This window comes from Rahnella aceris (assembly GCF_011684115.1).
Classification (GTDB): Bacteria; Pseudomonadota; Gammaproteobacteria; order Enterobacterales; family Enterobacteriaceae; genus Rahnella; species Rahnella aceris.
The window spans coordinates 2,514,798-2,541,373 of record NZ_JAADJV010000001.1; the positions used below are offsets into that span (position 1 = coordinate 2,514,798).

General features: G+C 50.6%; 25 protein-coding genes and 1 other RNA gene. 13 read left to right on the plus strand and 13 right to left on the minus strand.

Annotated features, from left to right (window positions below; translation table 11 throughout):
- Positions 1-3 precede the first annotated feature (3 nt).
- The 3 genes from acrB to ykgO all read left to right on the plus strand — a co-directional run bounded on the left by acrB (position 4) and on the right by ykgO (position 3,693).
- On the plus strand, positions 4-3,156 hold the full coding sequence (acrB, locus tag GW591_RS11485) for a multidrug efflux RND transporter permease subunit AcrB (RefSeq protein WP_013576609.1): 3,153 nt from the start codon (positions 4-6) through the stop codon (positions 3,154-3,156).
- A 121-nt stretch (positions 3,157-3,277) separates the two neighbouring features.
- Positions 3,278-3,532: a type B 50S ribosomal protein L31 gene (locus tag GW591_RS11490; RefSeq protein ID WP_112198133.1), complete on the plus strand. Its 255-nt coding sequence runs from the start codon at positions 3,278-3,280 to the stop codon at positions 3,530-3,532.
- A 20-nt stretch (positions 3,533-3,552) separates the two neighbouring features.
- Positions 3,553-3,693 (plus strand): type B 50S ribosomal protein L36, encoded by a 141-nt coding sequence (gene ykgO, locus GW591_RS11495; RefSeq protein ID WP_013576611.1) that lies wholly within the window; start codon positions 3,553-3,555, stop codon positions 3,691-3,693.
- A 124-nt stretch (positions 3,694-3,817) separates the two neighbouring features.
- On the opposite strand, the gene GW591_RS11500 is transcribed toward ykgO, so the two are convergent.
- The 3 genes from GW591_RS11500 to GW591_RS11510 are packed head-to-tail and all read right to left on the minus strand — an operon-like array spanning position 3,818 to position 6,321.
- The gene (locus GW591_RS11500) at positions 3,818-4,696 is read right to left on the minus strand and encodes a metal ABC transporter substrate-binding protein (protein WP_166860609.1); all 879 of its coding nucleotides are present in this window, start codon (positions 4,694-4,696) and stop codon (positions 3,818-3,820) included.
- Positions 4,697-4,738: 42 nt separating this feature from the next.
- Complete coding sequence (locus GW591_RS11505) at positions 4,739-5,596, minus strand: metal ABC transporter permease (RefSeq protein WP_013576613.1); 858 nt, start codon at positions 5,594-5,596, stop codon at positions 4,739-4,741.
- The gene (locus GW591_RS11510) at positions 5,593-6,321 is read right to left on the minus strand and encodes a metal ABC transporter ATP-binding protein (protein WP_173362112.1); all 729 of its coding nucleotides are present in this window, start codon (positions 6,319-6,321) and stop codon (positions 5,593-5,595) included. Before GW591_RS11510 ends, GW591_RS11505 begins: the two co-directional genes overlap by 4 nt.
- A 376-nt stretch (positions 6,322-6,697) precedes the next feature.
- On the opposite strand from GW591_RS11510, the gene GW591_RS11515 reads away from it, so the two are divergent.
- The 3 genes from GW591_RS11515 to GW591_RS11525 all read left to right on the plus strand — a co-directional run bounded on the left by GW591_RS11515 (position 6,698) and on the right by GW591_RS11525 (position 7,904).
- Positions 6,698-7,057 (plus strand): hypothetical protein, encoded by a 360-nt coding sequence (locus tag GW591_RS11515; protein ID WP_015690306.1) that lies wholly within the window; start codon positions 6,698-6,700, stop codon positions 7,055-7,057.
- A 229-nt stretch (positions 7,058-7,286) separates the two neighbouring features.
- Positions 7,287-7,655 carry an Hha toxicity modulator TomB gene (tomB, locus tag GW591_RS11520; RefSeq protein ID WP_013576616.1) on the plus strand — a complete coding sequence of 123 codons (369 nt, stop codon included), beginning with the start codon at positions 7,287-7,289 and terminating at the stop codon, positions 7,653-7,655.
- A gap of 45 nt (positions 7,656-7,700) precedes the next feature.
- On the plus strand, positions 7,701-7,904 hold the full coding sequence (locus GW591_RS11525) for an HHA domain-containing protein (RefSeq protein WP_013576617.1): 204 nt from the start codon (positions 7,701-7,703) through the stop codon (positions 7,902-7,904).
- A gap of 75 nt (positions 7,905-7,979) precedes the next feature.
- On the opposite strand, the gene GW591_RS11530 is transcribed toward GW591_RS11525, so the two are convergent.
- Positions 7,980-8,936, minus strand: coding sequence for a LysR family transcriptional regulator (locus tag GW591_RS11530; protein ID WP_013576618.1), 957 nt, complete (start codon positions 8,934-8,936; stop codon positions 7,980-7,982).
- Between the two features lie 139 nt (positions 8,937-9,075).
- Here GW591_RS11530 and GW591_RS11535 point away from each other — a divergent pair, with 139 nt between their 5' ends.
- Positions 9,076-10,863 (plus strand): adenine deaminase, encoded by a 1,788-nt coding sequence (locus GW591_RS11535; protein WP_013576619.1) that lies wholly within the window; start codon positions 9,076-9,078, stop codon positions 10,861-10,863.
- A 76-nt stretch (positions 10,864-10,939) separates the two neighbouring features.
- Entirely contained in the window at positions 10,940-12,289 is a 1,350-nt protein-coding gene (locus tag GW591_RS11540) for an NCS2 family permease (RefSeq protein WP_119261884.1), read from the plus strand.
- A 126-nt stretch (positions 12,290-12,415) separates the two neighbouring features.
- Here GW591_RS11540 and ffs read toward each other — a convergent pair.
- An RNA gene (gene ffs / locus GW591_RS11545) (signal recognition particle sRNA small type) lies at positions 12,416-12,512 on the minus strand.
- Positions 12,513-12,704: 192 nt separating this feature from the next.
- On the opposite strand from ffs, the gene GW591_RS11550 reads away from it, so the two are divergent.
- Entirely contained in the window at positions 12,705-13,013 is a 309-nt protein-coding gene (locus tag GW591_RS11550; RefSeq protein ID WP_037036827.1) for an MGMT family protein, read from the plus strand.
- Between the two features lie 68 nt (positions 13,014-13,081).
- Here the strand turns inward: GW591_RS11550 and GW591_RS11555 are convergent, their stop codons facing one another.
- The gene (locus GW591_RS11555) at positions 13,082-13,663 is read right to left on the minus strand and encodes a YbaY family lipoprotein (RefSeq protein WP_037036825.1); all 582 of its coding nucleotides are present in this window, start codon (positions 13,661-13,663) and stop codon (positions 13,082-13,084) included.
- A 271-nt stretch (positions 13,664-13,934) separates the two neighbouring features.
- Between GW591_RS11555 and tesB the strand changes: the two genes are divergently transcribed.
- Positions 13,935-14,801 carry an acyl-CoA thioesterase II gene (gene tesB / locus GW591_RS11560; RefSeq protein WP_013576623.1) on the plus strand — a complete coding sequence of 289 codons (867 nt, stop codon included), beginning with the start codon at positions 13,935-13,937 and terminating at the stop codon, positions 14,799-14,801.
- A gap of 140 nt (positions 14,802-14,941) precedes the next feature.
- Here tesB and amtB read toward each other — a convergent pair whose 3' ends face one another.
- The 5 genes from amtB to GW591_RS11585 all read right to left on the minus strand — a co-directional run bounded on the left by amtB (position 14,942) and on the right by GW591_RS11585 (position 21,153).
- Positions 14,942-16,231 carry an ammonium transporter AmtB gene (amtB, locus tag GW591_RS11565; RefSeq protein WP_013576624.1) on the minus strand — a complete coding sequence of 430 codons (1,290 nt, stop codon included), beginning with the start codon at positions 16,229-16,231 and terminating at the stop codon, positions 14,942-14,944.
- 85 nt (positions 16,232-16,316) lie between these two features.
- Positions 16,317-16,655, minus strand: coding sequence for a P-II family nitrogen regulator (gene glnK, locus GW591_RS11570; RefSeq protein ID WP_009639071.1), 339 nt, complete (start codon positions 16,653-16,655; stop codon positions 16,317-16,319).
- A 341-nt stretch (positions 16,656-16,996) separates the two neighbouring features.
- Complete coding sequence (locus GW591_RS11575) at positions 16,997-18,829, minus strand: SmdB family multidrug efflux ABC transporter permease/ATP-binding protein (RefSeq protein ID WP_370447488.1); 1,833 nt, start codon at positions 18,827-18,829, stop codon at positions 16,997-16,999.
- Complete coding sequence (locus GW591_RS11580) at positions 18,789-20,561, minus strand: SmdA family multidrug ABC transporter permease/ATP-binding protein (RefSeq protein ID WP_119261885.1); 1,773 nt, start codon at positions 20,559-20,561, stop codon at positions 18,789-18,791. The genes GW591_RS11575 and GW591_RS11580 overlap by 41 nt, the downstream gene beginning before the upstream one ends.
- 136 nt (positions 20,562-20,697) lie before the next feature.
- The gene (locus GW591_RS11585; RefSeq protein ID WP_013576629.1) at positions 20,698-21,153 is read right to left on the minus strand and encodes an Lrp/AsnC family transcriptional regulator; all 456 of its coding nucleotides are present in this window, start codon (positions 21,151-21,153) and stop codon (positions 20,698-20,700) included.
- 120 nt (positions 21,154-21,273) lie between these two features.
- On the opposite strand from GW591_RS11585, the gene GW591_RS11590 reads away from it, so the two are divergent.
- Positions 21,274-22,317, plus strand: a complete 1,044-nt coding sequence (locus GW591_RS11590; RefSeq protein WP_013576630.1) for a PLP-dependent cysteine synthase family protein — start codon at positions 21,274-21,276, stop codon at positions 22,315-22,317.
- Positions 22,318-22,487: 170 nt separating this feature from the next.
- On the opposite strand, the gene cof is transcribed toward GW591_RS11590, so the two are convergent.
- Positions 22,488-23,309, minus strand: coding sequence for an HMP-PP phosphatase (gene cof / locus GW591_RS11595; protein ID WP_013576631.1), 822 nt, complete (start codon positions 23,307-23,309; stop codon positions 22,488-22,490).
- 192 nt (positions 23,310-23,501) lie between these two features.
- Between cof and GW591_RS11600 the strand changes: the two genes are divergently transcribed.
- Both GW591_RS11600 and queC read left to right on the plus strand, forming a co-directional pair.
- Positions 23,502-25,214 (plus strand): SgrR family transcriptional regulator, encoded by a 1,713-nt coding sequence (locus GW591_RS11600; protein WP_166860611.1) that lies wholly within the window; start codon positions 23,502-23,504, stop codon positions 25,212-25,214.
- A 110-nt stretch (positions 25,215-25,324) separates the two neighbouring features.
- Positions 25,325-26,023 carry a 7-cyano-7-deazaguanine synthase QueC gene (gene queC, locus GW591_RS11605; protein ID WP_013576633.1) on the plus strand — a complete coding sequence of 233 codons (699 nt, stop codon included), beginning with the start codon at positions 25,325-25,327 and terminating at the stop codon, positions 26,021-26,023.
- A gap of 97 nt (positions 26,024-26,120) precedes the next feature.
- Here the strand turns inward: queC and GW591_RS11610 are convergent, their stop codons facing one another.
- Positions 26,121-26,522, minus strand: a complete 402-nt coding sequence (locus GW591_RS11610) for a YbgC/FadM family acyl-CoA thioesterase (RefSeq protein WP_013576634.1) — start codon at positions 26,520-26,522, stop codon at positions 26,121-26,123.
- Positions 26,523-26,576: the final 54 nt, after the last annotated feature.

Sequence of the window (26,576 nt, forward strand, 5' to 3'; positions counted from 1 at the left end):
TTCATGGCTAAGTTTTTTATAGATCGTCCCATCTTTGCATGGGTGATCGCCATCATAATCATGTTGGCGGGGGGATTGGCAATTCTTAAATTGCCAATTGCGCAGTATCCAACCGTTGCGCCACCGGCTATCCAGCTGACCGCAACCTATCCGGGCGCGGATGCGCAAACGGTACAGGATACCGTTACTCAGGTTATTGAACAGAACATGAACGGTATCGACAACATGATGTACATGTCGTCGACCAGTGATTCATCCGGTACTGTTCAGATTACCCTGACCTTTGCTTCAGGTACTGACGCGGATATCGCACAGGTACAGGTTCAGAACAAACTGCAGCTCGCAACGCCGTTGCTGCCGCAGGAAGTTCAGCAACAGGGTATCTCCGTTGAGAAATCGAGCAGCAGCTTCCTGATGGTGGCCGGTTTTATTTCCAACAATGGTTCAATGACTCAGGATGACATCGCCGACTACGTCGGTTCCAACGTCAAGGATCCTATCAGCCGTACCGCCGGTGTGGGTGACGTTCAGCTGTTCGGTGCTCAGTACGCGATGCGTATCTGGATGGATCCGAACAAACTGAACAACTTCCAGCTGACGCCGGTGGATGTGATTAACGCCATCAAAGTTCAGAACAACCAGATTGCAGCCGGTCAGTTGGGTGGTACGCCACCGGTTCCGGGCCAGCAGTTGAACTCCTCTATCGTGGCCCAGACCCGTCTGAAGTCACCGGATGAATTCGGCAAAATCATTCTGAAAGTGAATCAGGATGGTTCTCAGGTTCGCCTGAAAGATGTGGCTAAAATCGAACTCGGTGGTGAAAACTACGACGTTATTGCCCGTTTTAACGGACAACCTGCGTCAGGTTTGGGTATCAAACTGGCAACGGGTGCGAACGCCCTGAACACCGCAGCGTCTGTAAAAGCCACGCTGGCTAAACTTGAACCGTTCTTCCCGGCTGGCTTAGAAGTTGTTTACCCATACGACACTACGCCGTTCGTAAAAATCTCGATTAAAGAAGTCGGTAAAACGCTGTTCGAGGCCATCGTCCTGGTATTCCTGGTGATGTTCCTGTTCCTGCAAAACTTCCGCGCAACCCTGATCCCAACGATCGCGGTTCCTGTGGTCTTGCTGGGCACCTTTGCAATCCTGGCGGCATTCGGTTATTCGATAAACACCCTGACGATGTTCGGGATGGTGCTCGCGATAGGCTTGCTCGTCGATGACGCCATCGTCGTCGTCGAGAACGTCGAACGCGTCATGGTCGAAGAGGGGCTGCCGCCTAAAGAAGCCACCAAAAAATCCATGGAGCAAATCCAGGGTGCATTGGTCGGTATCGCGATGGTGCTGTCCGCAGTATTCATTCCGATGGCCTTCTTCGGCGGTTCAACCGGTGTTATCTACCGTCAGTTCTCCATCACCATCGTTTCTGCCATGGTGCTGTCGGTTCTGGTGGCGATGATCCTGACGCCTGCGCTTTGTGCGACCATGCTTAAGCCGGTTGCCAAAGGCGAGCATCACGAGAAGAAAGGTTTCTTCGGCTGGTTTAACAAGAAATTCGAGCAAAGTACGCACCACTACACCGACAGCGTAGGCAACATTCTGCGCAGCACCGGTCGTTATCTGGTGATTTATCTGTTGATCGTTGTCGGCATGGCATTCCTGTTTATCCGCCTGCCAACCTCCTTCCTGCCGGAAGAAGACCAGGGTGTATTCCTGACCATGGCGCAATTGCCAGCAGGTGCAACCCAGGAACGTACGCAGAAAGTGCTCGATGAAGTTACCGATTACTATCTGAACAAAGAAAAAGCTAACGTGAACTCGGTGTTTACGGTTAACGGCTTTGGCTTCGCAGGTCGTGGTCAGAATACCGGTATCGCGTTCGTCAGTCTGAAAGACTGGTCTGAGCGTAGCGGCGCTGAAAACAAGGTTCCTGCGATTGCAGGCCGTGCAATGGGTGCGTTCAGTACCATTAAAGATGCACTGGTGTTCCCGTTCAACTTACCCGCGATTGTTGAGTTGGGTACGGCGACAGGCTTCGACTTCCAGCTGATTGACCAGGCTAACCTTGGGCATGACAAACTGACACAAGCACGTAACCAGTTGCTGGGCATGGTGGCTCAACATCCTGACTTGCTGACTCAGGTTCGTCCGAACGGTCTGGAAGATACACCACAGTACAAAATCGAGATTGATCAGGAAAAAGCAACGGCACTTGGCGTTTCAATTTCCGACATCAACACCACATTGGGTGCCTCGGTTGGTGGTAGCTACGTCAACGACTTCATCGATCGTGGTCGTGTGAAGAAAGTGTACGTTCAGGCTGAAAATAAATACCGTATGTTGCCATCAGACATCAACAATCTGTATGTCCGTGGCAGCGCAGGCCAGATGGTGCCGTTCTCCGCGTTCTCAAGTGCGAAATGGGAATACGGCTCACCGCGTCTGGAACGTTATAACGGCCTGCCATCAATGGAAATTCTGGGTCAGCCAGCTCCGGGTAAAAGTTCGGGTGCTGCCATGGCGATGATGGAGTCTCTGGCTTCTAAACTGCCAAACGGTATCGGCTATGACTGGACTGGCCTGTCTTATCAGGAACGTTTGTCAGGTAACCAGGCTCCGGCCTTGTACGCTATCTCCCTGATCGTCGTCTTCCTGTGTCTGGCAGCGTTGTACGAAAGCTGGTCAATACCGTTCTCGGTTATGCTGGTGGTTCCGCTCGGTGTTGTCGGTGCACTTATTGCAGCTACGATGCGCGGTTTGAGCAACGACGTATACTTCCAGGTGGGTCTGCTGACCACTATCGGGCTGTCTGCGAAGAACGCCATATTGATTGTTGAATTCGCCAAAGACCTGATGGATAAAGAAGGCAAAGGTCTTATCGAATCAACGCTTGAAGCGGTTCGTATGCGTCTGCGCCCGATCCTGATGACATCGCTGGCGTTCATCCTTGGTGTTATGCCGCTGGTTATCAGTTCCGGTGCAGGTTCCGGCTCACAGAACGCTGTAGGTACCGGCGTAATGGGCGGGATGATCACGGCGACCCTGCTGGCGATCTTCTTTGTTCCGGTCTTCTTCGTGGTGGTTCGTCGCCGCTTTGGTAAGAAGAACGAGGATATCGAACATACGCACAAAGTAGAGCATCCGACGCTGTAACCGGATCTCCCATCTAAACGAAAGGCCGCTTATGCGGCCTTTTTTTTCGCCTGAGACTTGAACCGGAAAAAGGATGAGTGCATAATTAATGTTATAGTATAACATAACACTTAGAGGCATTATGAAACCCACTATCCATCCTGCGTACCGCACCGTGGTTTTTCACGACACCAGTGCTGACGAATACTTCAAAGTTGGGTCGACTATCTCGACGGAGCGCACCATTGAACTGGAAGGCGCTACCTACCCGTATATCAGCATTGAAGTGTCTTCAGCCTCTCACCCTTACTACACCGGTAAGCAGAAAGAGTATTCCAAAGAAGGAAGTACCGCGCGCTTTAACCAACGCTTCGGCAGCTTCCTCGGTAAGAAATAAATGACATCAGGGAAATCGTTATGCAGGTTCTGAGTTCATTACGTTCAGCGAAAAATCGTCATCCGGATTGCCGCGTAGTCCGCCGCAAAGGCAGGGTTTATGTGATTTGCAAAAGCAATCCACGTTTTAAAGCCGTACAAGGTAAGAAGAAAAAGCGTTAACACCTCGTCTTCTCATTCCTTCTGTACTAAAAACAAAAGCCCCGTCGCTTGCCCGACAGGGCTTTTTCTTATGCTAAGACATGATGTAAAGCTCCCCACAGCATAGCCGTGAGGAGCGAAGATCTTATTTCATGCTGGCGACAATCGTCTCAACGTTATGCTTAAACGCTTTCACGTAAGTTGTCGCTGGTCCTTTCGGGCCGGACAATGCTTCAGGGTACAACTCCCCCCCTGGCTCAGCACCGCTGGCTGCTGCTATCTGTTTAACCAGACGCGGGTCGGTCTGATTTTCGATGAAGTAAGTTTTCACCTTCTCTGCTTTAATCTGCTTAATCAGAGAAGCCACACCACTGGCACTTGCTTCAGCTTCCGTAGAAAAACCAACGGGCGCCATAAAGCTGACGTGATATTCCTGACCAAAATAGCCGAAGGCATCATGGCTGGTCAGCACTTTACGTTTCGACTGTGGGATACCGGTAAATTCAGTTTTTGCCCACGCATCCAGCTTTTGCAATTGTTCAATATAAGCAGTGCCGCGGTGACGGAAATAATCCGCATCTTCTGGATCCACTTTGATCAGCGCATTCATCACGTTAGTGGCATAAATCACGCCATTCGCCATACTGTTCCATGCGTGAGGATCGGTGATTTGCTTACCGTCTTCTTCCATTTTGCGGGAATTTACGCCTTCCGATGCTGTTACCAGATGACCTTTATAACCCGATGCAGTCACCAGGCGATCGATCCACCCTTCCAGGCCCAGACCGCTGACAAAGACAACATCAGACGCATTGATGGCTTTGCTGTCTTTAGGTGAAGGTTCGAAGCTATGCGGGTCACCGTCCGGTCCGACTAACGTCGTGACTTTCACATGCTCCCCCCCCACTTCCTGAACGATATCTCCAAGAATTGAAAAGCTGGCTACCGCATTGACGGTTTTAGCCATCGCCAGCGGACTCGACAGCAGGGCAGCTACTGCGAGTGATACAGGTAATAATTTCATCATTCCCCTTAATTGTGGTACTGCTTATTAACGTATTGCTGCTTAACTTCGCGAGGCGGTTAACATGCCGCCCCGCTTTCCGAATAAAACCGAAATGAAGAAGATCACTGTCGCACTCAGCACTATCGCGGGCCCGGCGGGCAACGAAGCATAATAAGACCAGATGAGTCCTACAACGCTGGCAATCACACCAATAATCATCGCGCTCAGTAAGGTATGAGGCAGGTCGCGAGCCCAGAAACGGGCACTGGCGGCAGGCAACATCATCAGCCCGACAGACATCAGAGTGCCGAGGATCTGGAAACCCGCCACCAGATTGATCACCACCAGCGCCAGAAACATTCCATGGATCGCTGCCAGCCATTTTCCGGCGCTGACGCGCAGAAATAGCGAATCAAATGACTCAATGACCAGTGCACGGTAAATGCATGCCAAGACCAGTAAAGAAAGACTGGCGATAATACCGACCATAATCATGGCGGATGAATCGATGGCAAGAATTGAGCCAAACAGCACATGTAAAAGATCCACGCTCGAACCGCGCAGGGAAACCAGCGTGACCCCAAGTGCCAGAGAGCCAAGATAGAAACCGGCAAAACTGGCGTCTTCTTTCAATTGTGTACGACGACTCACCAGCCCGGACAGCATCGCAACAGCCAGGCCTGCGATAAAACCACCAATCCCCATGGCGACCAGCGACATCCCCGAGATCAGATAGCCAATCGCTGCGCCGGGTAAAACAGCATGCGAAAGTGCATCACCCACCAGACTCATCCGGCGTAATAACAGGAAAACGCCCAATGGCGTGGCGCTGATTGATAATGCGATGCAGGCAATCAAAGCCCGCCGCATGAAGCCGAATTCAATGAAAGGATCGGCAAGCAGATGAAAAAGCATCATGAATTTGCGACTCCCGTCGTCAGGGAGAAAGGTTCTGTCGAAATGCAGGCATGCGCCTGATGAGGAAAATGCCCGAGGACATCCTGTGCGCTTCCCCATAAATTCTGCTGTCCACTGAGGTAAAGCACGTGCGGAAAGTGTCGTGCAACCATCGAAATATCATGCAAAACCGCGATGACAGTTTTTCCTTCCTGATGCCATTGCGCGATGACTTTTAACAGTAAATCGATGGTTTGAGTGTCGATACCTGTGAACGGTTCATCAAGCATAATGAGGGGTGCCTGTTGCACCAGTAAGCGGGCAAACAGCGTACGTTGCAATTGCCCGCCAGAAAGCGATCCTACGGGCAGATGCGACATTTCCGTCATCCCCACCGTCTCCAGCGCCTTATCGACGGCTATCGCAGACTGTTGGTTTATGCCACCGAATAACCCGCTTTGCGGCCAGCATCCCATCGCGACCAGATCAAACACGCTGATAGGGAAACTGCGATCCAGCTCAGCCTGCTGTGGCAAATACGCCAGTCGGGGGCGTTTCCCGCCCGTGAAAGTTATATTCCCTGCCACAGCCTGCTGCAAACCGGCTAATGTTTTGAGAAAGGTGGATTTCCCGGCACCGTTGGCACCAATGACAGCTGTCAGGGAACCCGGACAAAACTGTCCGTTAAGGGGCATGGCTACCGCCTGACGGTCATACCCCACTTCGAGGTCATTAACAAAAATCATGGTAGTGAAATTGCCCAGTAAATAGCTGCCCATAACAAAGCGAGCACAGCCAGTACAGCGACGCAGCGTACCGGCGCAGAAAGTGTAAAGAGTGTTTTTGTCATACCCCCTCCGAAAAGTTATAATATAACATCACAGTGGGGTATGAGTATCAATACATGAACTGTTTCAGTTTTTTACGGCAGAAGGGATAGCAGGCCGTTTTTGAGAGAACACGGATCTTAACTGTTAAAAAAGAGTAAAAATTGATGAATGAGTTGTAATTTGCACTACAATCAAAAAGTTATGGAATTTTGGTTTGGAAATTTTTTTCTCTGCCCAAAACACATCCTGATGAAAATATGCGATAATGAAGGGATATGTGCTTAAGAGGTAAATGCCTTTGAAGAAATTGATCCATTGTGATATTAATGGGAATATTCTTACGGTTGATGAGTTACAACAGATTATTGAACCTGCTTTGTCTGAAATTGAAGAGTCCTTAATTGGAGATTTAACTTATTTTTCAGAAAATGCACGTTATGAAACAAATTCTTTGCAGATCGTGTCAATAACACAAATTGGCAAAAACTATTATTCAATGACTTACCAGTTCAAATGGACGATTTTCAATGGTTGTCTGGACATTAATGCTGATGAGTTAACGAAGCAAAGTGTCAGATTCTGGGTTAAACCTGACGGATTGGAGTTTGATATTATTGAGTCCTTCAAAGGCTCAACGGCTGAAGAATTGTAAGTTTGAGTAATACGTTTGCACAGCTTTCTAAAAATGAATTATATTTAAAATACCGGCTGTATATTAAATCCTTTAAACCTCATCCCGAACACTGTTCATTGTGATTGTCTTTGATGTTTAAGCCAGTTCATAGCGTTTTAGTGAGAGCCGTTTCCTGTAAGCCATTAAGTTTTGTTGTTTACTCACAGAGTGTTATCAACACCGAATAAACCATTACGGAGGGGATGATATGGATGAGTACTCGCCTAAGCGGCACGATATCGCTCAGTTACGCTACCTGAATGAAATGCTGTATGATGAAGGGATTGCGACACTGGGTGACAGTCATCATGGTTGGGTTAACGATCCGACTTCGGCTGTTAACTTGCAGCTCAATGAACTGATTGAGCACATTGCATCCTTTGTGATGAGTTTTAAAATTAAGTATCCAGACGATAACCATTTAAGTGATCTGGTTGAAGAGTATCTGGATGATACCTACACGCTGTTCAGTAATTATGGAATTAACGATTCTGATTTACGCCAATGGCAAAAGACCAAGAAGCGGTTATTCAGAATGTTCTCAGGGGACTACATCTGTACCCTAATGAAGACTTGAGTAATAATTTATATGCAGTCATCAGATAAAAATCAAAAGGCTAAGATGAACAAAATCGACTATTTGATGCGTTTACGAAAATGCACCACTATCGATACACTTGAACGTGTTATTGAAAAAAATAAGTACGAACTTTCCGACGACGAGCTGGAATTGTTTTACTCGGCAGCTGACCATCGTTTAGCGGAGCTAACGATGAACAAGTTGTACGATAAAATCCCGGTATCAGTCTGGAAATTTGTACGCTGATCTATAAAGCCAGGCCGGAATATCCCCCGGTCTGGCTGGTTAATATTTAACCATATTATCGTTAATATTATTTAACTATATCTTTGAGTTAAGTTTTTCTACTTTCTCTTTGATCTGCCGATGAAATGTTTGCAACAGAAACTGAAAACATTGTTCCGTTTTAGGTGAACGCAATGGTGCGGGTTTGCGCATCATCGCCACTGTTCTGCTTAATGTGGGCTGCTGCAAGTGAATCACTGTTAATTCATTATCGTTAAGTGTTGCAGTATATAACTCTGGTAATATTGCTAATGCCAGACGCGAACGCACCAGTCCATATAACGTCTCCTGAAAATCTACGCGATAACTCACCCGTAAATTCAAACGATGACTCTCACTCAGTGATGTCACCAGCCTGCTAACATTCCCCTTTGAGAACAAGGCAATATCTCTTTTCAGCAGTTGTCGCCAGGGAATATTGTGATCCTGAGAAAGCGGATCGTCGCGTCTGATAACCGCCACAAAAGGATCTTCCAGCAGTGGATAAACAGCTATGGATTCCGGCACTGTACTGTCTGTTGCACCGATACCAAAATCCACTGATCCGTTCTCCAGTTCCAGTAATAATGCATCGTTTGTCAGGTCATGAAATTCCACACGCATATCAGGGAAATATTCCGCCAGTAATTGTGGAACGACCGGAAATAACAATGTACTCACCGAAGGTACTAATCCAATGCGTAATGTGCCATCCCCGCCCTGACGCATAATTTGCTGCATATCATCGAAAACACTAAGCGCGGTATTCAATAAACGTTCTGCATATGGCAGAACAGCCTCACCCTGTTCAGTCAGACTCACACCTTGTGCCGTCCGGTTGAGTAGTTTGCCCCCTAATACCGATTCAATTTGCCGAAGCGCACTGCTCAGCGCGGGCTGACTGATCGCCAGACGATTCGCCGTATCGGTGAAACTGCGCAGTTGTGCCAGCGTCACAAAGTATTGAATTTGCTTGAGGGAAAGGGCAGGTAACCGGCGCCAGGGTTCAGACATATGAGCAGCTATTCCGCGAAAAATAGAAAACGTTTGCTCAGCATAACCGTATCTTATAAACGGATAAAATAATTCATCTGTGCAAAGCCCCCCCTGCTCCCTACATTAGCCTCACCATTGTTTAAATCCGGACACTGATATGACCGACGGCATCACCTCCCAGCCCCTGCGCCAGCGGGCCATAAACGCAGCACTGGGGAACATCCCTTTCGACCGTCTGCTGATTAATGCCCGTGTTATCGACATGGTCACAGGGGAAATTCGCGAAGCCGATGTCGGCATCACCGGCAATATGATTGCCAGCGTTCATTCACGCGGGAAATTCACGCAGACTGAAAACGTTGATGATTTATCAGGAAATTACCTCTCTCCCGGCCTTATCGACACGCACGTTCACATCGAAAGCTCGCATTTGCCACCCGAAAAATACGCCGAAGTCGTCGTCGCTCAGGGCACAACAACGGTGTTTTGGGATCCGCATGAACTGGCGAATGTGCTGGGCGTTGCCGGGGTGCAGTACGCCATCCAGTCCAGCCGTAATCTGCCATTACGCGTGATATGCGCTGCGCCTTCCAGCGTGCCGTCAACACCGGGCTTAGAGATGTCCGGTGCGGATTTCACAGGCCAGGAAATGCAGACAATGCTTAGCTGGCCGGAAATTGCAGGTGTCGCCGAAGTGATGGATATGCATGGCGTGCTCAATGGCAGCGGGCGAATGCTGGAAATCCTCGAAGCCGGACTAAACAGCGGAAAGCTGATTGAAGGCCACGCACGCGGCCTCAAAGATGAACAATTGCAGGCGTATCTTGCCGCAGGTGTGACATCAGATCACGAACTGACCTCGGCTGATGATGCCCTGGAAAAGCTGCGTGCCGGTCTGACGCTGCAAATTCGCGGCTCACATCCTTATCTTCTGCCCGATATCGCAGCCGCTTTGCTCGCACTTCCCCATCTTTCATCACAAATAACATTGTGTACTGACGACGTACCGCCCGATCATCTGCTGGAAAAAGGCGGGCTGATCGCCTTAATCAAGCTCCTGATTTCCTACGGATTACGTGCAGAAGATGTACTACGCATGGCGACGTTGAATGCCGCTATTCGCATGCAACGTTCTGATTTAGGGCTGATTGCCGCAGGCCGCACGGCTGATCTTATCGCGTTTGACTCGCTGGAAAATCTTCTTCCGCGTGCAGTATATGTCGGCGGAACCTGTGTAGCTCAGCAAGGCAAGCTGCTGTTTACCCCTGCCGCCGCGAGCGGAGTGGTTCCACCACGAGACACCATGCGCTTAACGCCGCTGAACGCCGCTGATTTCAGGCTAAAAATTCCGGGGCTGAACAACGGCAAAGCGCGTCTGCGCAATATTAAAGGCGCACGCTTTACACAATGGAGTGAAGTAACCGTGAATGTGCGGGATGGTGCCGTACAGATACCTGACGGCTTCAGCCTGATTTGGGTTCAGCACCGCCATGGCCGCCACGACGCCACACCGAAAATGGCATTACTTGAAGGCTGGGGAGCATTGCGCGGTGCCATCGCGACCTCTTACTCTCACGACGCCCATAATCTGGTGATTATCGGCCGGGATCCTGTCGACATGATGATAGCGGCCAATCAGCTGATCGCCAGCGGCGGCGGTATGGCGTTGAGCCAGCATGGCAAGTTGCTGGCCAATATCGATATGCCGATTGCCGGAATGCTGTCTGATTTACCGGCCACGGAACTGGCGAAGCAGTTTAAAAACCTGCGCGACCTCAGTGCACAGGTCGCAGACTGGGAACCGCCTTATCGCGTTTTCAAAGCTATCGAAGGAACGTGCTTAGCCTGTAATGCAGGCCCACATCTGACTGATTTAGGGCTGACAGATGGCGGTTCACGGGAAATCGTCAACCCGGTTCTGGAAATCTGGCCAGAAGAAATCTGAAGCATTCTCAAAACCACCAGACGTAAAAAGATAGCAAACACAACATTATAAAAATTATTTTCAGGGGAATTTAAGTATGTCCGAAAGTTCTGTGAAAAATGTTACCGTCTCAGCAGACGAAAGCTGGTTACAACGCCGCTTCCATCTGCACCAGCGCCAGACCAAGATTAAAACGGAATGTCTGGCAGGCATCACCGGGTTTCTGGCGGCGGCGTATTTACTGGTGGTGATCCCGGGCTTGCTGGCCGTCAGTGGTATAGATAAAGGCGCAGCCACCACCGGCGTGATCCTGGTGTTTGTACTGGGCTCTCTCCTGATGGCTTTTTACGCCAACCTGCCCTTTATGGTCGGGCCTGGCATTGGCGGCTCGGTACTGGTCGGTATTACGCTGGCGGGCGACGGCATTACCTGGCCCGTCGCGCTGGGGATTGCATGCTGGTCGGGGATTTTATTTTTCGTGATGACAGTGTTTGGCTTACGCGAAGTAGTCACCCGTTCTGTTCCGCAGTCGATCAAGCTTGGGCTGACCGCTTCTATTGGCATTTTTGTCGCCCTGCTCGGCTTCCGCAATGCCGGGCTGGTAATGGCAAATACCAAAACACATGCGCTGGCTCTGGGAGATTTTACTGCGCCGGGTGCGTTAATTGCGCTTCTTGGTCTGCTGGTCGCCGTGGGGTTACAGGCTCGTAAAGTACCGGGTGCCATTTTATGGGCCATTTTGCTGGCGACGGTGGCGGGTATACCGTTTGGCGTAACGCATTTACCTGAGCAATGGATCTCGCTGCCTCACTCGGTTGCTCCGTTATTGGGCAAAGTCGATCTTATCGGTGCTATCAACATCGCCTTTCTGCCATTCCTGTTTATCTTCTTCGCCTCGGAGTTCTTCTCTACGATGGGCACCACACTGGCTGTCGGTGGTGAGGCTGGATTGCTCGATGAACACGGCAATATGAAAAATATCAACCGGCCTTTCATGGTGGATTCCATTGCAGCAGCGCTGGGCCCGATCGTCGGTATTCCTGCAGCTACAGCATTGATCGAATCCTCTGCCGCCGCTGAAGCAGGCGGGAAAACTGGCCTGACGGCACTTACCGCTGCAGTCATGTTTCTGCTGATGCTGTTATTTACTCCGATTGCGCTGATGATCCCGAAAGAGGCGACCGCACCGGCACTGATTCTGATTGGCCTGAACATGTTCAGTAATTTGCGAAAAGTGGACTTAGCGAATTTTACCGACGCGCTGCCGGTACTGATGATGGTAATGATTACGCTGATTTCCAACAGCTTCGGCACCGGTATCGCCGGCGGCCTGCTGTTTTACGTCATCATTAAAGTGGTCGCAGGAAAAGCACGTGAAGTGCCTGTAGGCCTTTATATTCTGGCAATCCCGCTGGTGTATTATTTTGCGACGCTGGTTCATCACTGAAACTTGCGGGTTAACAGAGGGCGCGTGAAAACGTGCCCTTTTTTATGGGCGCAGCCTGGCTTTGAAGATATTTTTAGGAGGAAATCAAAGAGAAGAGATAATTCCGGAGGCCTGAAATGGTGGAGGCCCTGCCAGCTACATCCCGGCACACACGACACCTGCCATGGCTGCTTCCTTCCGGACCTGACCAAGTTGACAAGTTAGCGTTGCGGGAGAACCAACAGGGCCCCCATTGACGTTGTCAGCTTCATTTCTCTGCTAAGAGAATCGAAGCGGTGGGCATTATCTGTGATGGCCGAAACAAAAGCAAGTTAACTGCCGACAACCGTTGTTTTCTTAAACAATACGCCTGAATCAGAGCCTACAAAACCTTAATTTTTGCGTCATACTGGCGCAAATCACTGAGGAGGATGTCATGTCGGAACCCGATAACTTTCGCCAGCGCGTATTTCAGATTATCGCCGCCATCCCGGTCGGGCAGGTCACAACTTACGGTAACGTCGCGCAACTGGCCGGTTCACCCCGCGCGGCACGTCAGGTCGGGGGCGTACTCAAGAAATTGCCGGAAGGCAGCACTCTTCCCTGGCACCGGGTGATAAACCGGCACGGTGAAATCTCTTTGCAGGGCGAAGACTTTAAACGTCAGCGTCAGGCACTGCTGGCCGAGGGCATCACGTTTAAGAAAGGCAAAATCGATTTAGAGAAATACGGCTGGAAATGGTGAATGCCTGCCTTCAAAACGCACATAAAAAAGCACCGCGAGAGCGGTGCTTAGCCATCATAAGTGATGAATTAATAGGTCGTTGGTTGTGCAGGTACCATACTAACCGGTGCAGGCGAAGTGCCCAGTCCTGGATTTGACGGGTTAGTCATTGGTCCCAGGGCACTGGGTTTGGTCGCTACAGGGACGGCGACAACCGGGACAAGTTGCAGATCGGCACGTGTACCCTGACCGTGATTAATCACTTCTTTAATGGAGTCAGTGATGAAGGTCATCTGACCATTGATGGTTACCGCCGCACTCAGCAGAATACGCGCGTTAGGGGCAATTTCCTGCGGGTTATACGGCAGGATGAAGGTAAACGGTGCCTGTTTACCCTGAGTTCTCGCCACCTTTTGCGAAATCACGCGGGATGGCGCATCCGCCACCGAAGCATCAGACAATGTCACCGTCAGGACAGCATCCGGTGGCAAGGCTACACGCTGATTGATAAACACGCTACCCGATACATTCGGGCCAGTGATCGCAGGTCCGGTGTCCGGGCTAGCCGCCGTATTCACAGGAGGTTGCTGCGCTGGTGCCTCATGATGCTGTGCGCACCCGGCAAGAGTCAGAGACAGCGCGGTTCCACCTACTATCTGCCAAAGTTTCATTGATCGTACTCCCTTTTTTATTAGTCGCTTGTCGACAAGCTGTAATAAACGCCGACGATGAATTTAGTGACTTTAACCAGCTTACCTACTAATCATGGCACAAAAGTCTGAGGTTTTCCTGTCAGCGGCCAAACAGATCTTCTGACAAAACGTAAGATCCACTATGATTAACAGGTTAGACCTGTCGGTTAAGGCGTATTTCAGAAAATTCCTGCCTGCATTACCCCGAACAACTTAGGTCGATTTCTCCGGTAACTTTCATGAGGCCACTATGAGTCAGGCATTAAAAAATCTGCTGGATCTGCTTGATCTGGAAAAAATTGAAGAAGGGCTGTTTCGTGGTCAAAGTGAAGACTTGGGTTTACGTCAGGTCTTTGGCGGTCAGGTCGTAGGCCAGGCATTATATGCCGCCAAACAGACTGTCCCGGCGGAACGTGGTATCCATTCTTTCCACAGCTACTTTTTGCGCCCGGGTGACAGCAGCAAGCCGATTATCTATGACGTGGAAATCCTGCGCGATGGCAACAGTTTCAGCGCCCGCCGCGTAAAAGCGGTGCAGCATGGCAAGCCGATTTTCTATATGACGGCGTCGTTCCAAAGCCAGGAAAGTGGTTTTGAGCATCAGAACACCATGCCGGATGTGCCGCCGCCGGAAACACTGGTATCAGAATCAGATATTGCTAAAAATCTGGCGCATCTGATACCGGAAAAATTCCGCGAAAAATTTATTGGTCATAAGCCTATTGAAATGCGTCCGGTGAAGTTTCATAACCCGATGAAAGGGAGTGTCGAAGAGCCTAACCGTGCAGTGTGGTTCAGGGCCAACGGTGAAATGCCAGATGATTTGCGAATTCATCAGTATTTACTGGGCTATGCGTCTGACTTCAATTTCCTGCCTACGGCGCTGCAACCCCATGGCATTGGCTTCCTTGAACCGGGAATGCAGGTCGCGACCATCGACCATTCGATGTGGTTCCACCGCCCGTTCCGCATGGATGACTGGTTGCTGTATGCCGTCGAAAGTACCTCTGCATCCGGTGCGCGTGGTTTTGTGCGTGGACAGTTTTATACCCGCGATGGCGTGCTGGTCGCCTCCACGGTACAGGAAGGGGTTATTCGTCAGCGAAAGCCTGAATAATCATCATTAAAGAGCGCCCTGTAAAAATGGCGCATTAAAAAGGGGCGATAACATTATCGCCCCTTTTGCATATCATCATTATTTTATTATTTTTAACTCATTAATGAGAGAGTTAGCGCACTACTTTCTCTGAAATCTCATTATTGGTTGTAAGCGTTTTCGCCGTGGCTATTAACATCCAGCCCTTCGCGTTCTTGTTCTTCAGGAACACGCAGACCTACGATCATGTCCGCCACTTTGTAACCGATGAAAGCAACAACACCAGACCAGACCAATGTCACGCACACGCTGAAGAACTGAACCCAAACCTGATGGCCCATGGTCACACCTTCTGCATAACCTACGCCGCCGAGTGAGCTGGAAGTGAATACGCCAGTCAGCAGACAACCTACGATACCGCACACACCATGAACACCGAACACGTCACAGGTGTCATCAACACGCAGCCATTTTTTCAGGGTAACCACACCCCACAGGCCAGTGATACCGCCTACGAGACCGATGATGAGAGCACCACCCACGCCGACCGTACCACATGCAGGTGTGATAGCGACCAGACCTGCGATAGCACCGGAGCTTGCGCCCAGCAGTGAAGGTTTACCACGCACCATCCATTCAACCAGTGTCCAGGACAGGATTGCACCAGCCGTTGCAATCACCGTGTTCAGGAAAGCCAACGCGGCAACAGGGCTTGCTGCACTTGCAGAACCTGCGTTGAAGCCGAACCAACCCACATACAGGATTGATGCACCAGTGAAGACCATTGGCAGGTTGTGTGGTTTGAAAGCTTCTTTACCGAAACCGGCACGTTTACCCAGCAGATAAGCCCCCACCAGACCTGCGATAGCGGCGTTGATGTGAACAACAGTACCACCGGCAAAGTCCAGCGCACCATCAGCAGCCAGGAAACCGCCTGCCCACACCATGTGAGCCATCGGGATGTAAGAGAAAGTCAGCCAGATCACAGTGAAAATCAGAACCGCTGAGAAACGTACACGTTCAGCGATACCGCCCACGATCAGCGCCACAGTGATACAGGCAAATGAGCACTGGAAAGCAACGTGGATCATCTGGGAGAAGGTGCCTGTCACGGAGTCCAGGCCGATGCCTTTCATCATGACGTTACTGAAACCACCGAAGAACGCGTTACCTTCGCTGAAGGCCAGACTGTAGCCGTAGAGGATCCACAACACGCAGACCAGAGCAAAGGTGACAATAACCTGAGTCAGCATGGACAAAACGTTTTTAGAACGCAGTAAGCCACCGTAGAACAACGCCACGCCCGGTACGGTCATGAACAATACCAGCGCGGTACAAATCATCATAAAGGCGTTATCAGCACCGTTTGCCGCTGCTGGCGCTGCTGCCATGGCAAGCGAAGGCAGCAAAGCCACGGCACCAAGCCCCATCATGGATAAAAGTTTTTTCATTATTAACCCACCCCTGTTTCTCAAAACTGTTTTTTCTAATCTGATTTATCTCAAACCGATTGGTATGAGAGATAAAAGCCTGAAATTACAGTGCTGCTTCGTCGGTTTCACCAGTACGAATACGGATAACACGTTGCAATTCAGCAACGAAAATTTTGCCATCACCGATCTTGCCGGTATAGGCCGCTTTGCTGATCACATCGATCACTTCATCAAGCTGATCGTCTGCAATAGCAATGTCGATTTTTACTTTTGGCAGAAAGTTCACGCTGTATTCCGCGCCACGGTAAAGTTCGGCATGACCTTTCTGACGGCCAAAACCTTTAACTTCCGTTACGGTCAGCCCCTGAATTCCAACAGCAGACAGCGCTTCACGCACGTCTTCCAGCTTAAAAGGTTTGATCACCACAGTAACCAGCTTCATTGTGCCACTCCTCGAATTAAGGGCTTGCCGCGAGAGGATTCGCGCCCGATACGGATTGGATAAAGCAAAGGATGTGCCAGAGTTGAAATCGGGCGCAGATTCATGCAATTCCCGCGTAATACGGCATTTTCAGAATAATCGTGACCAGGCGCACAGTTGTCATGCCATATGCAGCACAGCAGCACACGCACCATTTAAGTGCTCACCGCTGCTTTTTAGTGCACCCGAATTGAAAAAGGGTTCTGCCTGCATGAATACAGTGCGGGGAAAAGAAAAACAGGAAATGAAAAACGGAGAAAGAAGAAAGCCGGTGCCGCAGGGATACGGCACCGATGCAAAGATTATGCGTTTTCTGTTGCAGGCATAATCTGTCCGGCAGAAGCCAATTGCTGTCCGGCAAGTTGCAACTGATACATCTGATAATACCGGCCTTTTTCTGCCAGCAGTTGCAAGTGATTACCCTGCTCAACAGCCTGGCCACGGTGCAATACCAAAATATTATCGGCATCCACAATCGTCGAAAGCCGATGTGCGATAACCACAAGCGTAGTCTGCTGCCGGATAGCCCGTAATGCACGCTGAATAGCCTGCTCGGTGCCGGAATCAATATTGGCCGTTGCCTCGTCAAGGATCAGAATTTCCGGTGCCTGCACCAAAACGCGCGCCATCGCCAGTAATTGTTTCTGCCCGACAGAAAGATTATTGCCCTGCTCTCCCAGACGCGTATTCAAACCTTCGGGCATTTCGCGTACCAGCGGTGAGAGCTGCACAATGTCCAGCGCGTGCCACACCTGCGCTTCATCAATATCACGGCCTAACGTGACATTAGCGAACACGGATTCTGCCAGAACCACCGGATCCTGCTGAACCATTGCAATACCTTTGCGCAGGCTGGTGTGCGATAAGTCGGCGAGGTTACGTCCGTCAACCCTGACCTCACCTTTGTTTAACGGGTAATAACCCATCAGCAGATTTGCCAGCGTACTTTTACCACTGCCGGTATGTCCAACCAACGCCACAAAACCGCGCGAAGGCACGTGCAGGGAAATATTTTCCAGCACCCATTTATCCGGGAGGTAAGCAAAGCTGACGTCTTTGATGTCAATCTCGCCGCTGGTGAGCAACTTTTCGTCTGGCCCGTATTGCTGTTGCGTCCTGTCCATCAAATCAAAGATACGTTCACCGGCAACGACTGCCTGCTGCATAATCGATTGTTGTGAGGTCAGTTCAATCAGAGGCTCGTTGAGCCGTCCGAGATAATTGATGAAGGCGTACAGAACCCCAACGCCCACAGAACCTTCGGCACTGAATCCAAAGAGAATGAGCAGACCGCATAAAATCAACGACGAGAATAAGCTGAGCAAAGGACGCAACAGAAATCCTTCCAGTCGCAGCGTTTGCATGCGGGCCAGGTAGTGCGACTGGCTGGCGCGGGCAAGTCGTTCGCCAAACCTTTTCTGCTGACGGAATTGCTGAATCACATTCATACCGTTGATGACTTCATTGAAGCCATCATTAATATCCGCCAGATAAGCGCGTACTTTGCGCACCACCGGCGTACTGTAAATCTGGTACAGCCCCATCACGACAAATACGGCCGGGAAGATACAAATTGCCACCGATGCCAGTCGCCAGTCGAGGCTGAACATCGCCACCAGCATCGCACCAATCAGGGCGATGCTGCGTAAGACTGTCGACACCACGGTCACATACAGATCACGGATAACTTCCGTGTCATTAGTCACGCGGGAAATCAGCTGACCTACAGGCTGTGTATCAAATGCGCTCAACGGTTGCCGTAATGCCGCATCCATGACTTCGGTGCGCAAGCATTGGACGACCCCCACCGCAGCACGGTTGAACAACAGTGCCTGAAAATAGTGCAGGCTTGCTGCCAGGAATTGCAGGAAGATAAAACTCAGCGCGAGCAAACTGACTTTCCCCCACGGCATTTCACCTTTAGCCACGTAGTGATCGATAAAGAAGCTGATTAATATAGGGCCGGTCACTTCCGCTGCCGCTGCAATCCACAACATCAGAACCGCATAAGACAACGGCTTGCGGTAAGGTTTCCCGTATTTCAACAGGCGCTTTAGCGTTGGCCAAAGCTTCTGAATTTTAATTTTTTTGGGTTCAGCCACGGTGTTCCGGCTCCTTTTCCTGTGACACATCATCCAGCGCAGCTTCTAATTGCTGATAACGGAACATATCGCGGTACCAGCCGGCTTCGGCAGCAAGCTGGTCATGATTGCCACGCTGCGAAATACTCCCCTGGCTGAAGACCAGAATCTCACTGGCTTCGGTCAGTGCAGAGAGACGATGTGCGCTGATGATCACCGTACGGTCATTTCCCCACTGACGCAGATTGTGCAGAATCTGGTGCTCCGTCCGGCCATCAACGGCGGATAAAGCATCATCCAGGATCAGAATTTCGGCTTTGAGGAGCAATGCGCGCGCAATCGAAATACGCTGCTTCTGACCACCCGATAACATGACGCCGCGCTCGCCGACTTCAGTTTCATATCCCTGAGGCAATCGCAGAATGTCATCATGAACGCTGGCGAGACGCGCGGCTTCTTCAATCTCTTCCTGCGTGGCATCAGGCCTTCCGAGCGCAATGTTCTGCGCGACAGTGTCTGAGAACAAGAAAGGCGTCTGACTGACAACTGCCAGCCGGGCACGCCAGTCATCAAGCTGGATTTCTTTAAGGGATAACCCGTGATAGGACACGTCACCGTCAGTGACATCGAACTGGCGCTGAAGGAGTGAAAGCAGCGTACTTTTACCGGAACCTGTCGGACCGCATAACCCCAGCATTTGCCCTGGTTGCAGGGAAAAAGTAACGGTCGTTAAAGCAGCGTGGCTATTTTCCGGATAATGGAAATCGTTGATGTGAGCCTCAAGCGTCGCGCGGCCTGCCGGTAACGGTGTTGTGCCATCAACAACAGCCGGGGCTTCCTGTAACAGGCTACGGATACGGCTGTAAGCCGCGCTGCCACGTTCGACAATGTTAAACATCCAGGCGAGCGCGAGCATCGGCCAGATCATCAGGCCAAGGTACATCACAAAGCTGGTGAGTTCACCCAGCGTCAGGTGGCCATTGACTACCATCCAGCTACCGCCGCCGATGGCCAGCAGGTTTGCCATACCGATAGAGACATAGATGGTCGGATCAAAGCGGGCATCAACACGCGCGACACGCATATTTTTTGCACCGGTATCCGCAGCCACATCAGCAAACTGCGATGACTGATGATTCTCCAGGCCAAAAGCTTTGATCATACGGATACTGGTCAGGCTTTCCTGCGCCTGATCGTTAAGCGAGGAAAACGCCGCCTGTGCGGTTTTGAAACGGGAATGAAGTTGATCACCATATCGCTTGATAATGATCGCCATTACCGGCATCGGCACCAGCGACAATAACGTCAGTTCCCAGCTGATCTGCGTTGCCATAACGATGAGTACCGCCAGCCCCATGACCAGCGAATCGACCAGCGTCAGCACGCCCTCTCCCGCAGCGAACACCACCCGGTCGACGTCATTAGTCGCACGGGCAATCAAATCACCGGTGCGATGGCGCAGATAAAAAGCGGGATGCTGACGGCTCAGCTGACGGAAAAAATCCTGTCGTAGTTCAACAGCAAGCTGATAAGACGCGCCGAACAGCAGCACGCGCCAGACATAACGCAGCAGATACACCACAACAGCCGTGCCGAGCATCAGGCCAAGCCACGCAAAAAGCACGCCGTAAGACATTTGTTTTGACGTAACACCATCGATAATTACGCCCACCAGTTTTGGCGGCAGTAATTGCAGAACGGCGATAATGACCAGTAAGGCGACGGCACCCAAATACCGGCGCCATTCACGCCGGAAGTACCAGCCTAATTGTGCAAACAATCTCACGCAGTGTTTTCCATACAAATAATAATAATTTTATTGAGTTAAACCGGCGACAGAAAGACCAATTTTCTCTTCAGGCCGACAAGGATACCAGAGTTAACAGGGGTTTCTGATGAAACTTTTTACTGCAACTTTTGCATTAAATCGGCAATGCGGTGGTCGATTTTATGCGCTCCATCGCAAAACTTGAGGTCACGTCGTTCAGTCCTGGAATGCCATTCACAAGTCGCTTGTAAAAGTTATCGTAGCTTTTCATATCGGAGACCTGAACTTGCAGCAAATAATCGTACTCGCCCGCCATCCGGTAAAAACCCAGCACCTCTGGAAACGCTTCGACTTGCTGAACAAATCGCTGATACCACTCACTGTTGTGATGCTGGGTCTTAATCAGCACAAATGCTGTCAGGCTAAGTCCCAGTTTCTCAGCGTCAAGTAACGCCACTTTTCCGCAAATAATCCCGTCATCTTCAAGGCGCTTTATTCTTTTCCAGCAGGGGGTGGTGGTGAGGTTGACGGCCTCAGCCAGCTCGTTCAGAGAAAGGGTGCAATCCCGCTGTAGCAGCGATAAAAGCCTGAGGTCAATTTTATCTACCATACCGCACTCCAGGAGAAAGTATTTCTCCAAATAAGATGATCCATGGGTCAAAGAGTAACTTATTTCTCTGGTGATTACGTTATTCTTTATCTCATCAAAACACTTAAATGAGCCTGCAACATGCGCAATTCCTGGGTCACTCACGCCATTAAAGAAATCGACGCCGATTATCAACGTTCAGCCGACACACATTTAATTCGTCTCACGCTGAACGACTTTCCTGGAATTTCGTTGTATCTCAAAGATGAAAGCACGCATCCTTCCGGCAGCCTGAAACATCGTCTGGCACGCTCATTGTTTTTATATGGCCTGTGCAATGGCTGGATCCGCGAAAATACGCCGATTATTGAAGCGTCTTCGGGCAGTACCGCTGTCTCCGAAGCCTATTTCGCGCGTCTGCTGGGCCTGCCCTTTATTGCCGTAATGCCCGCCTGTACAGCCCCGCGCAAAATTCAGCAAATTGAGTTTTATGGTGGTCGCTGCCACTTTGTCGAAAACTCAGGTCAGATTTATGCTGCCTCAGAGCAGCTCGCTAAAGAGCTGAACGGCCATTATATGGATCAGTTCACCTACGCAGAACGGGCCACCGACTGGCGCGGAAACAACAACATTGCAGACAGCATTTTCCGTCAGATGTCCCGCGAACCGTATCCGGTGCCGCGTTATCTGGTGATGAGTGCGGGTACCGGCGGAACGTCCGCAACGCTAGGCCGCTACATCCGCTATCAGGGGCACGATACCGAACTGGTCGTGGTGGATCCGGAAAACTCTGTCTTTTACGATTACTTTCAGCAACGTGATGCCAGCGTTACCGCTCAATGCAGCAGCCGCATTGAAGGCATTGGCCGCCCGCGCGCCGAACCCTCATTTATCCCCGACGTCATTGACAGCATGATGCAAGTACCTGATGCTGCAAGCATTGCTACCGTTCGCTGGCTTGAACAGGTACTGGGGAGAAAAGTCGGCGGCTCGACGGGAACCAATATGTGGGGGGCATTGCAACTGGCAAAACAAATGCGCGAGAAAGGTGAAACCGGCTCGATCGTTACCCTGCTTTGCGACAGCGGTGAACGTTATCTGAATACCTACTTTGATGACAACTGGGTAGCGAAGAATATCGGGGATATTTCCGTTTACGCTGCACAACTGGAAGGTCTCAACTGAATATCCTCGAAATCATTCGAACTACAACAAGGCAGCAAATGAATGAATCCCGATGAGCTTACAAGAGTAAGTGATTCGGGTGAAAGAATGCAGCTAACGCAGTTGTAGTTCGAAGGATGAAGGGGAAAAAAGCCGGGACAGTTAAAGTGAACCCGGCTTGCTGCAATACCTTAATATTCGGGGGAATAGGTGAGGTGTGGAGTGTGCAGCCAGTGTTGCAAAAAGTGAGACACAGCCTGATTACGGCAATGTCCGATGATTTGTAAATGAGAGGCCTGTTCTTTCAGCACCGGCAAAGCGTTGCCCATAATCAGCCCCATCCCGACACTTTCCAGCATTTCCTTGTCGTTCATGGCATCGCCGAATGCCATGCATTCAGACATATCGATCCCCAGACCTGCAGTGAGAAGCGCCAGAGCACTGCCTTTATTACTGCCTGCGGGCTGCACATCCAGACAATCTGCCGCTGAAAAACACAGGTCAAGACGCGGGCCGAAATGCGCTTCCAGTTGGGGTACCAGCGCCAGCAAGGTTTCATGCGGTGCGCAGAAACACACTTTGCTGTTACCAGAATCAGGCAATAAACGCAGATCCTGTAACTGATAGCGGAAGCCGCTGAACTGATGCGGGATCAGCAAATCCGGATCGTCCAGAGACGTAAACCAGCCATCATCACGGAATACATGCTGGCTGGCAGGTGTATCCCATTGTGTGTGCAAAAGCTCGTGTGCACAATCTTCGGACAAGTCACTGGCATGCAACCGGTGCCCGGACAAGTCATGAATTCGCGTGCCGTTTCCGGTGATCAGAAAACCGTCCAGTCCGATGTTCGCCAGAATATCTTTCATTTCGAGATAATGACGGCCGGTGGCAAACGTCAGTTTTACCGGCTTTTCAGCCAGCTGACGCAATGTTGCCAGTGTTTTTTCGCCCAGCGTGTGATCGGGTAAAAGCAGAGTGCCATCCATATCAAATGCAGCTAAACGGAACATATTTTCTCTCAGAAAAGGAATGATTTTCACCCTCAAAGTATGGACTGCGATTTGCGGAACTAATAGTGAACAGTTTGTGAATACTGTTCCGGTTTTAGCTCACACTCTGGCTCTTCGCTGCAAGCCAGCGCACCATACGCACGATATGATGAACAGGTTAATTCACAGCAAAAATAAGGTTCCGTATTTACCGTGCGCCTGCAAAACCGGCTTAATCAATTTCAGCGTTTATACCTGAAGACCGGACAAGTTCCGGTTCAATTTACCGTGGCCGAACTGGCTGAGATTTTCTGTTGCAGTGAACGTCATACCCGAACGTTGCTGAAACACTTTCAGGATGCGGGCTGGATTGACTGGCAATCCCAAGCAGGTCGCGGGAAGCGTGCGTCACTTTGCTGCCTGAAAACCCCCGAAGAATTGCGGGGAGCCTGTTTGCAGGAGTTGCTGAAAAATGGCGAACATTCGGCCGCGTTGCAGCTAAGCCAGCTGGATCCGAGCCATCTCAATGCACTGCTGGCGCCGCATTTGGGCGGGCAATGGCAGGAAGATGCGCCCACGCTGCGTATACCCTATTATCGCCCTCTCCAGCCTTTAGATCCGCTGACGTTGACCGGCCGTGCCGAGCAACATCTTGCCCATACTATTCATGCAGGACTGACGCGTTTTATTCCGGGAAATTCAGCCCCCCAGCCCGATCTGGCCCATCACTGGCAAATCAGTAATAACGGCAAAACCTGGCAATTTTTCCTGCGTAGTCAGTTGTTCTGGCATAACGGAGAACCACTGAAGACCGCGCAATTAATGGCGCGCTTTGAACAACTGCAAAACTCACCGCGCAGTAAACATAATCTGGCTTGCGTGAGCAGATTGTCTCAGCCGCACGCACTTTGTCTGCAGTTTGATCTCGATAAACCCGATTACTGGCTGGCGCACCGGTTTGCCGACCTTAACTGCCTGTTATCCCATCCCGATAATCCACATATCGGCGCGGGTCCTTTTCGTCTGACTACCTTTTCACCTGAACTGATCAGGCTTGAACAACATACGTTGTACGCCTTACAGCATCCTTATCTGGCGGCTATTGAATTTTGGATCACACCGCAACTCTTTGCACAAAAAAGCAATGTCAGCTGCCAGCATCCGGTCAGGATCATTTTGGGTGAACAGGATGAATTATCGCGCGTGAAACCGGTCAGACGCAGCACCAGCCTGGGATTTTGCTACATCGCCGCCAATCTGAAACGTGGCGTATTGAATGAGGCTCAGGCGCGTAAAATCGTCCGTCTGATCCAGCGCAGCGGCATGCTGGATAATTTGCCTATCGATCATGATCTGGTGAAAGCCAGCAAAGAAATGTTGCCTGGCTGGCCAATACCTTTGCATGACGATGCTGATGTTCCATTGCCTGAAAAGCTGACATTGCTGTTTCACCCGCCGGTTGAATTTGAGCTGGTGGCGCAGGCACTAAAGGAAAAGCTGGCGGAAGAAGATTGTGCACTGGAGGTTAAATATCATGCCGGGCGACTTTGGGAAGATGATGCACTGCTGGGCTGGGCCGATCTGCTTCTCGGTGATCGTCTGATTGGCGAATCTCCCGATGCCTCACTGGAGAACTGGTTACAGCAAGATCCGCTCTGGCCGGGGATCCTGCGCGAAAAAGATTATGTTTGCCAGCAACAGCGCCTGGCCGCTATTCAGCAAATCCCGCTGGAGAACCATCGCTCGGACGAACTGCGCGATCATTTATTTCAGTGGATGCAGTCGGCCATCGTCACACCGTTGTTTAACTATCAGTATCAGGTCAGCGCACCACCGCGCATCAGCGGTGTGCAACTCACCGCATGGGGCTGGTTCGATTTCTGTCAGGCATGGGTTCCGCCGCCGCTGCCAACGGAAAGTGCCTGAAGGAGCTGTTTCACTACACTCCGGGGGTAAAGGAAAGTAACATTAGGGCACTTTTACTGCCCGATGCGCAGTGAATTTCAGATAATGGTTTCAAACAACAGGTAATCAGAATGAAAAGAGCAGTGGTAGTTTTTAGCGGCGGACAAGATTCAACAACCTGTCTGATTCAGGCTCTGAAGCAATATGACGAAGTCCACTGCGTTACTTTCGATTATGGTCAGCGTCATCGTGCAGAAATCGAGATTGCACAAAAACTGTCTGTGGAACTGGGCGCACGTGCCCATAAAGTGCTGGATGTCGGGTTGTTAAACGAACTGGCTGTCAGCAGCCTGACCCGCGATAACATTCCGGTGCCTAATTTTGGTGATGAAAACAACGGCGGCTTGCCGAGTACGTTCGTTCCCGGTCGTAATATTCTGTTCCTGACGCTGGCGGCCATTTATGCCTATCAGATCCAGGCAGAAGCCGTCATCACCGGCGTGTGTGAAACTGACTTCTCCGGTTATCCGGATTGCCGTGATGAATTCGTCAAGGCGCTGAACACGGCTGTGTCGCTGGGTCTGGCGCGCGATGTGCGTTTCGAAACGCCGCTGATGTGGCTCAATAAAGCCGAAACCTGGGCGCTGGCCGATTATTACCAGCAGTTGGATCTGGTTCGTCATAAAACGCTGACCTGCTACAACGGCATTGCTGGTGATGGTTGTGGTGAATGTGCCGCCTGTCATTTACGCGCTAATGGTTTGCAGCAATACCAGCAGGATAAAGCGGGCGTGATGACCAGCCTGAAGAACAAAACCGGACTGCGTTAATTTTTCAGTTTTAATGTTTCGCCGGTAACGGGCGGCTTTCAACCGCCCGTTGGCGTATTCTTTTGACGGGAAAGTGATCTTGCGTAAGGGGAAACGATTAATCGTTTTCCAGTTCCAGTTCACGTAACCGCTCGAGCAATTCCCCTTCCAGCGGCAGCGCTTTTTGCGTACGCAAATCGATACACACGAACGTCAGCGTCGCATCCGCAACCACATCACCTTCACACGTGACAACCTGCTCGAGAACACCACTGCGCCCGTTCAGTTGCTGCAAACTGCTGTCAATGCGCAATACATCCCCCAATACCGCAGGCTTGCGGTAATTGATGTTGATATTCACCACGATGAAGGCAATCTTGTTCTGGCTCATCCACTGGAAACCTGACTGATTGTCGAGCCATTCCCAGCGCGCTGTTTCAAGAAATTCCAGATAACGCGCGTTGTTTACGTGCTGATAAACGTCAATGTGGAAACCGCGAACTTTAATGAACGTATGCATAATCGTTAAGAAACTCCTGATAGTCGTCTGAGGCTTACAACCAAACTGGTCAGA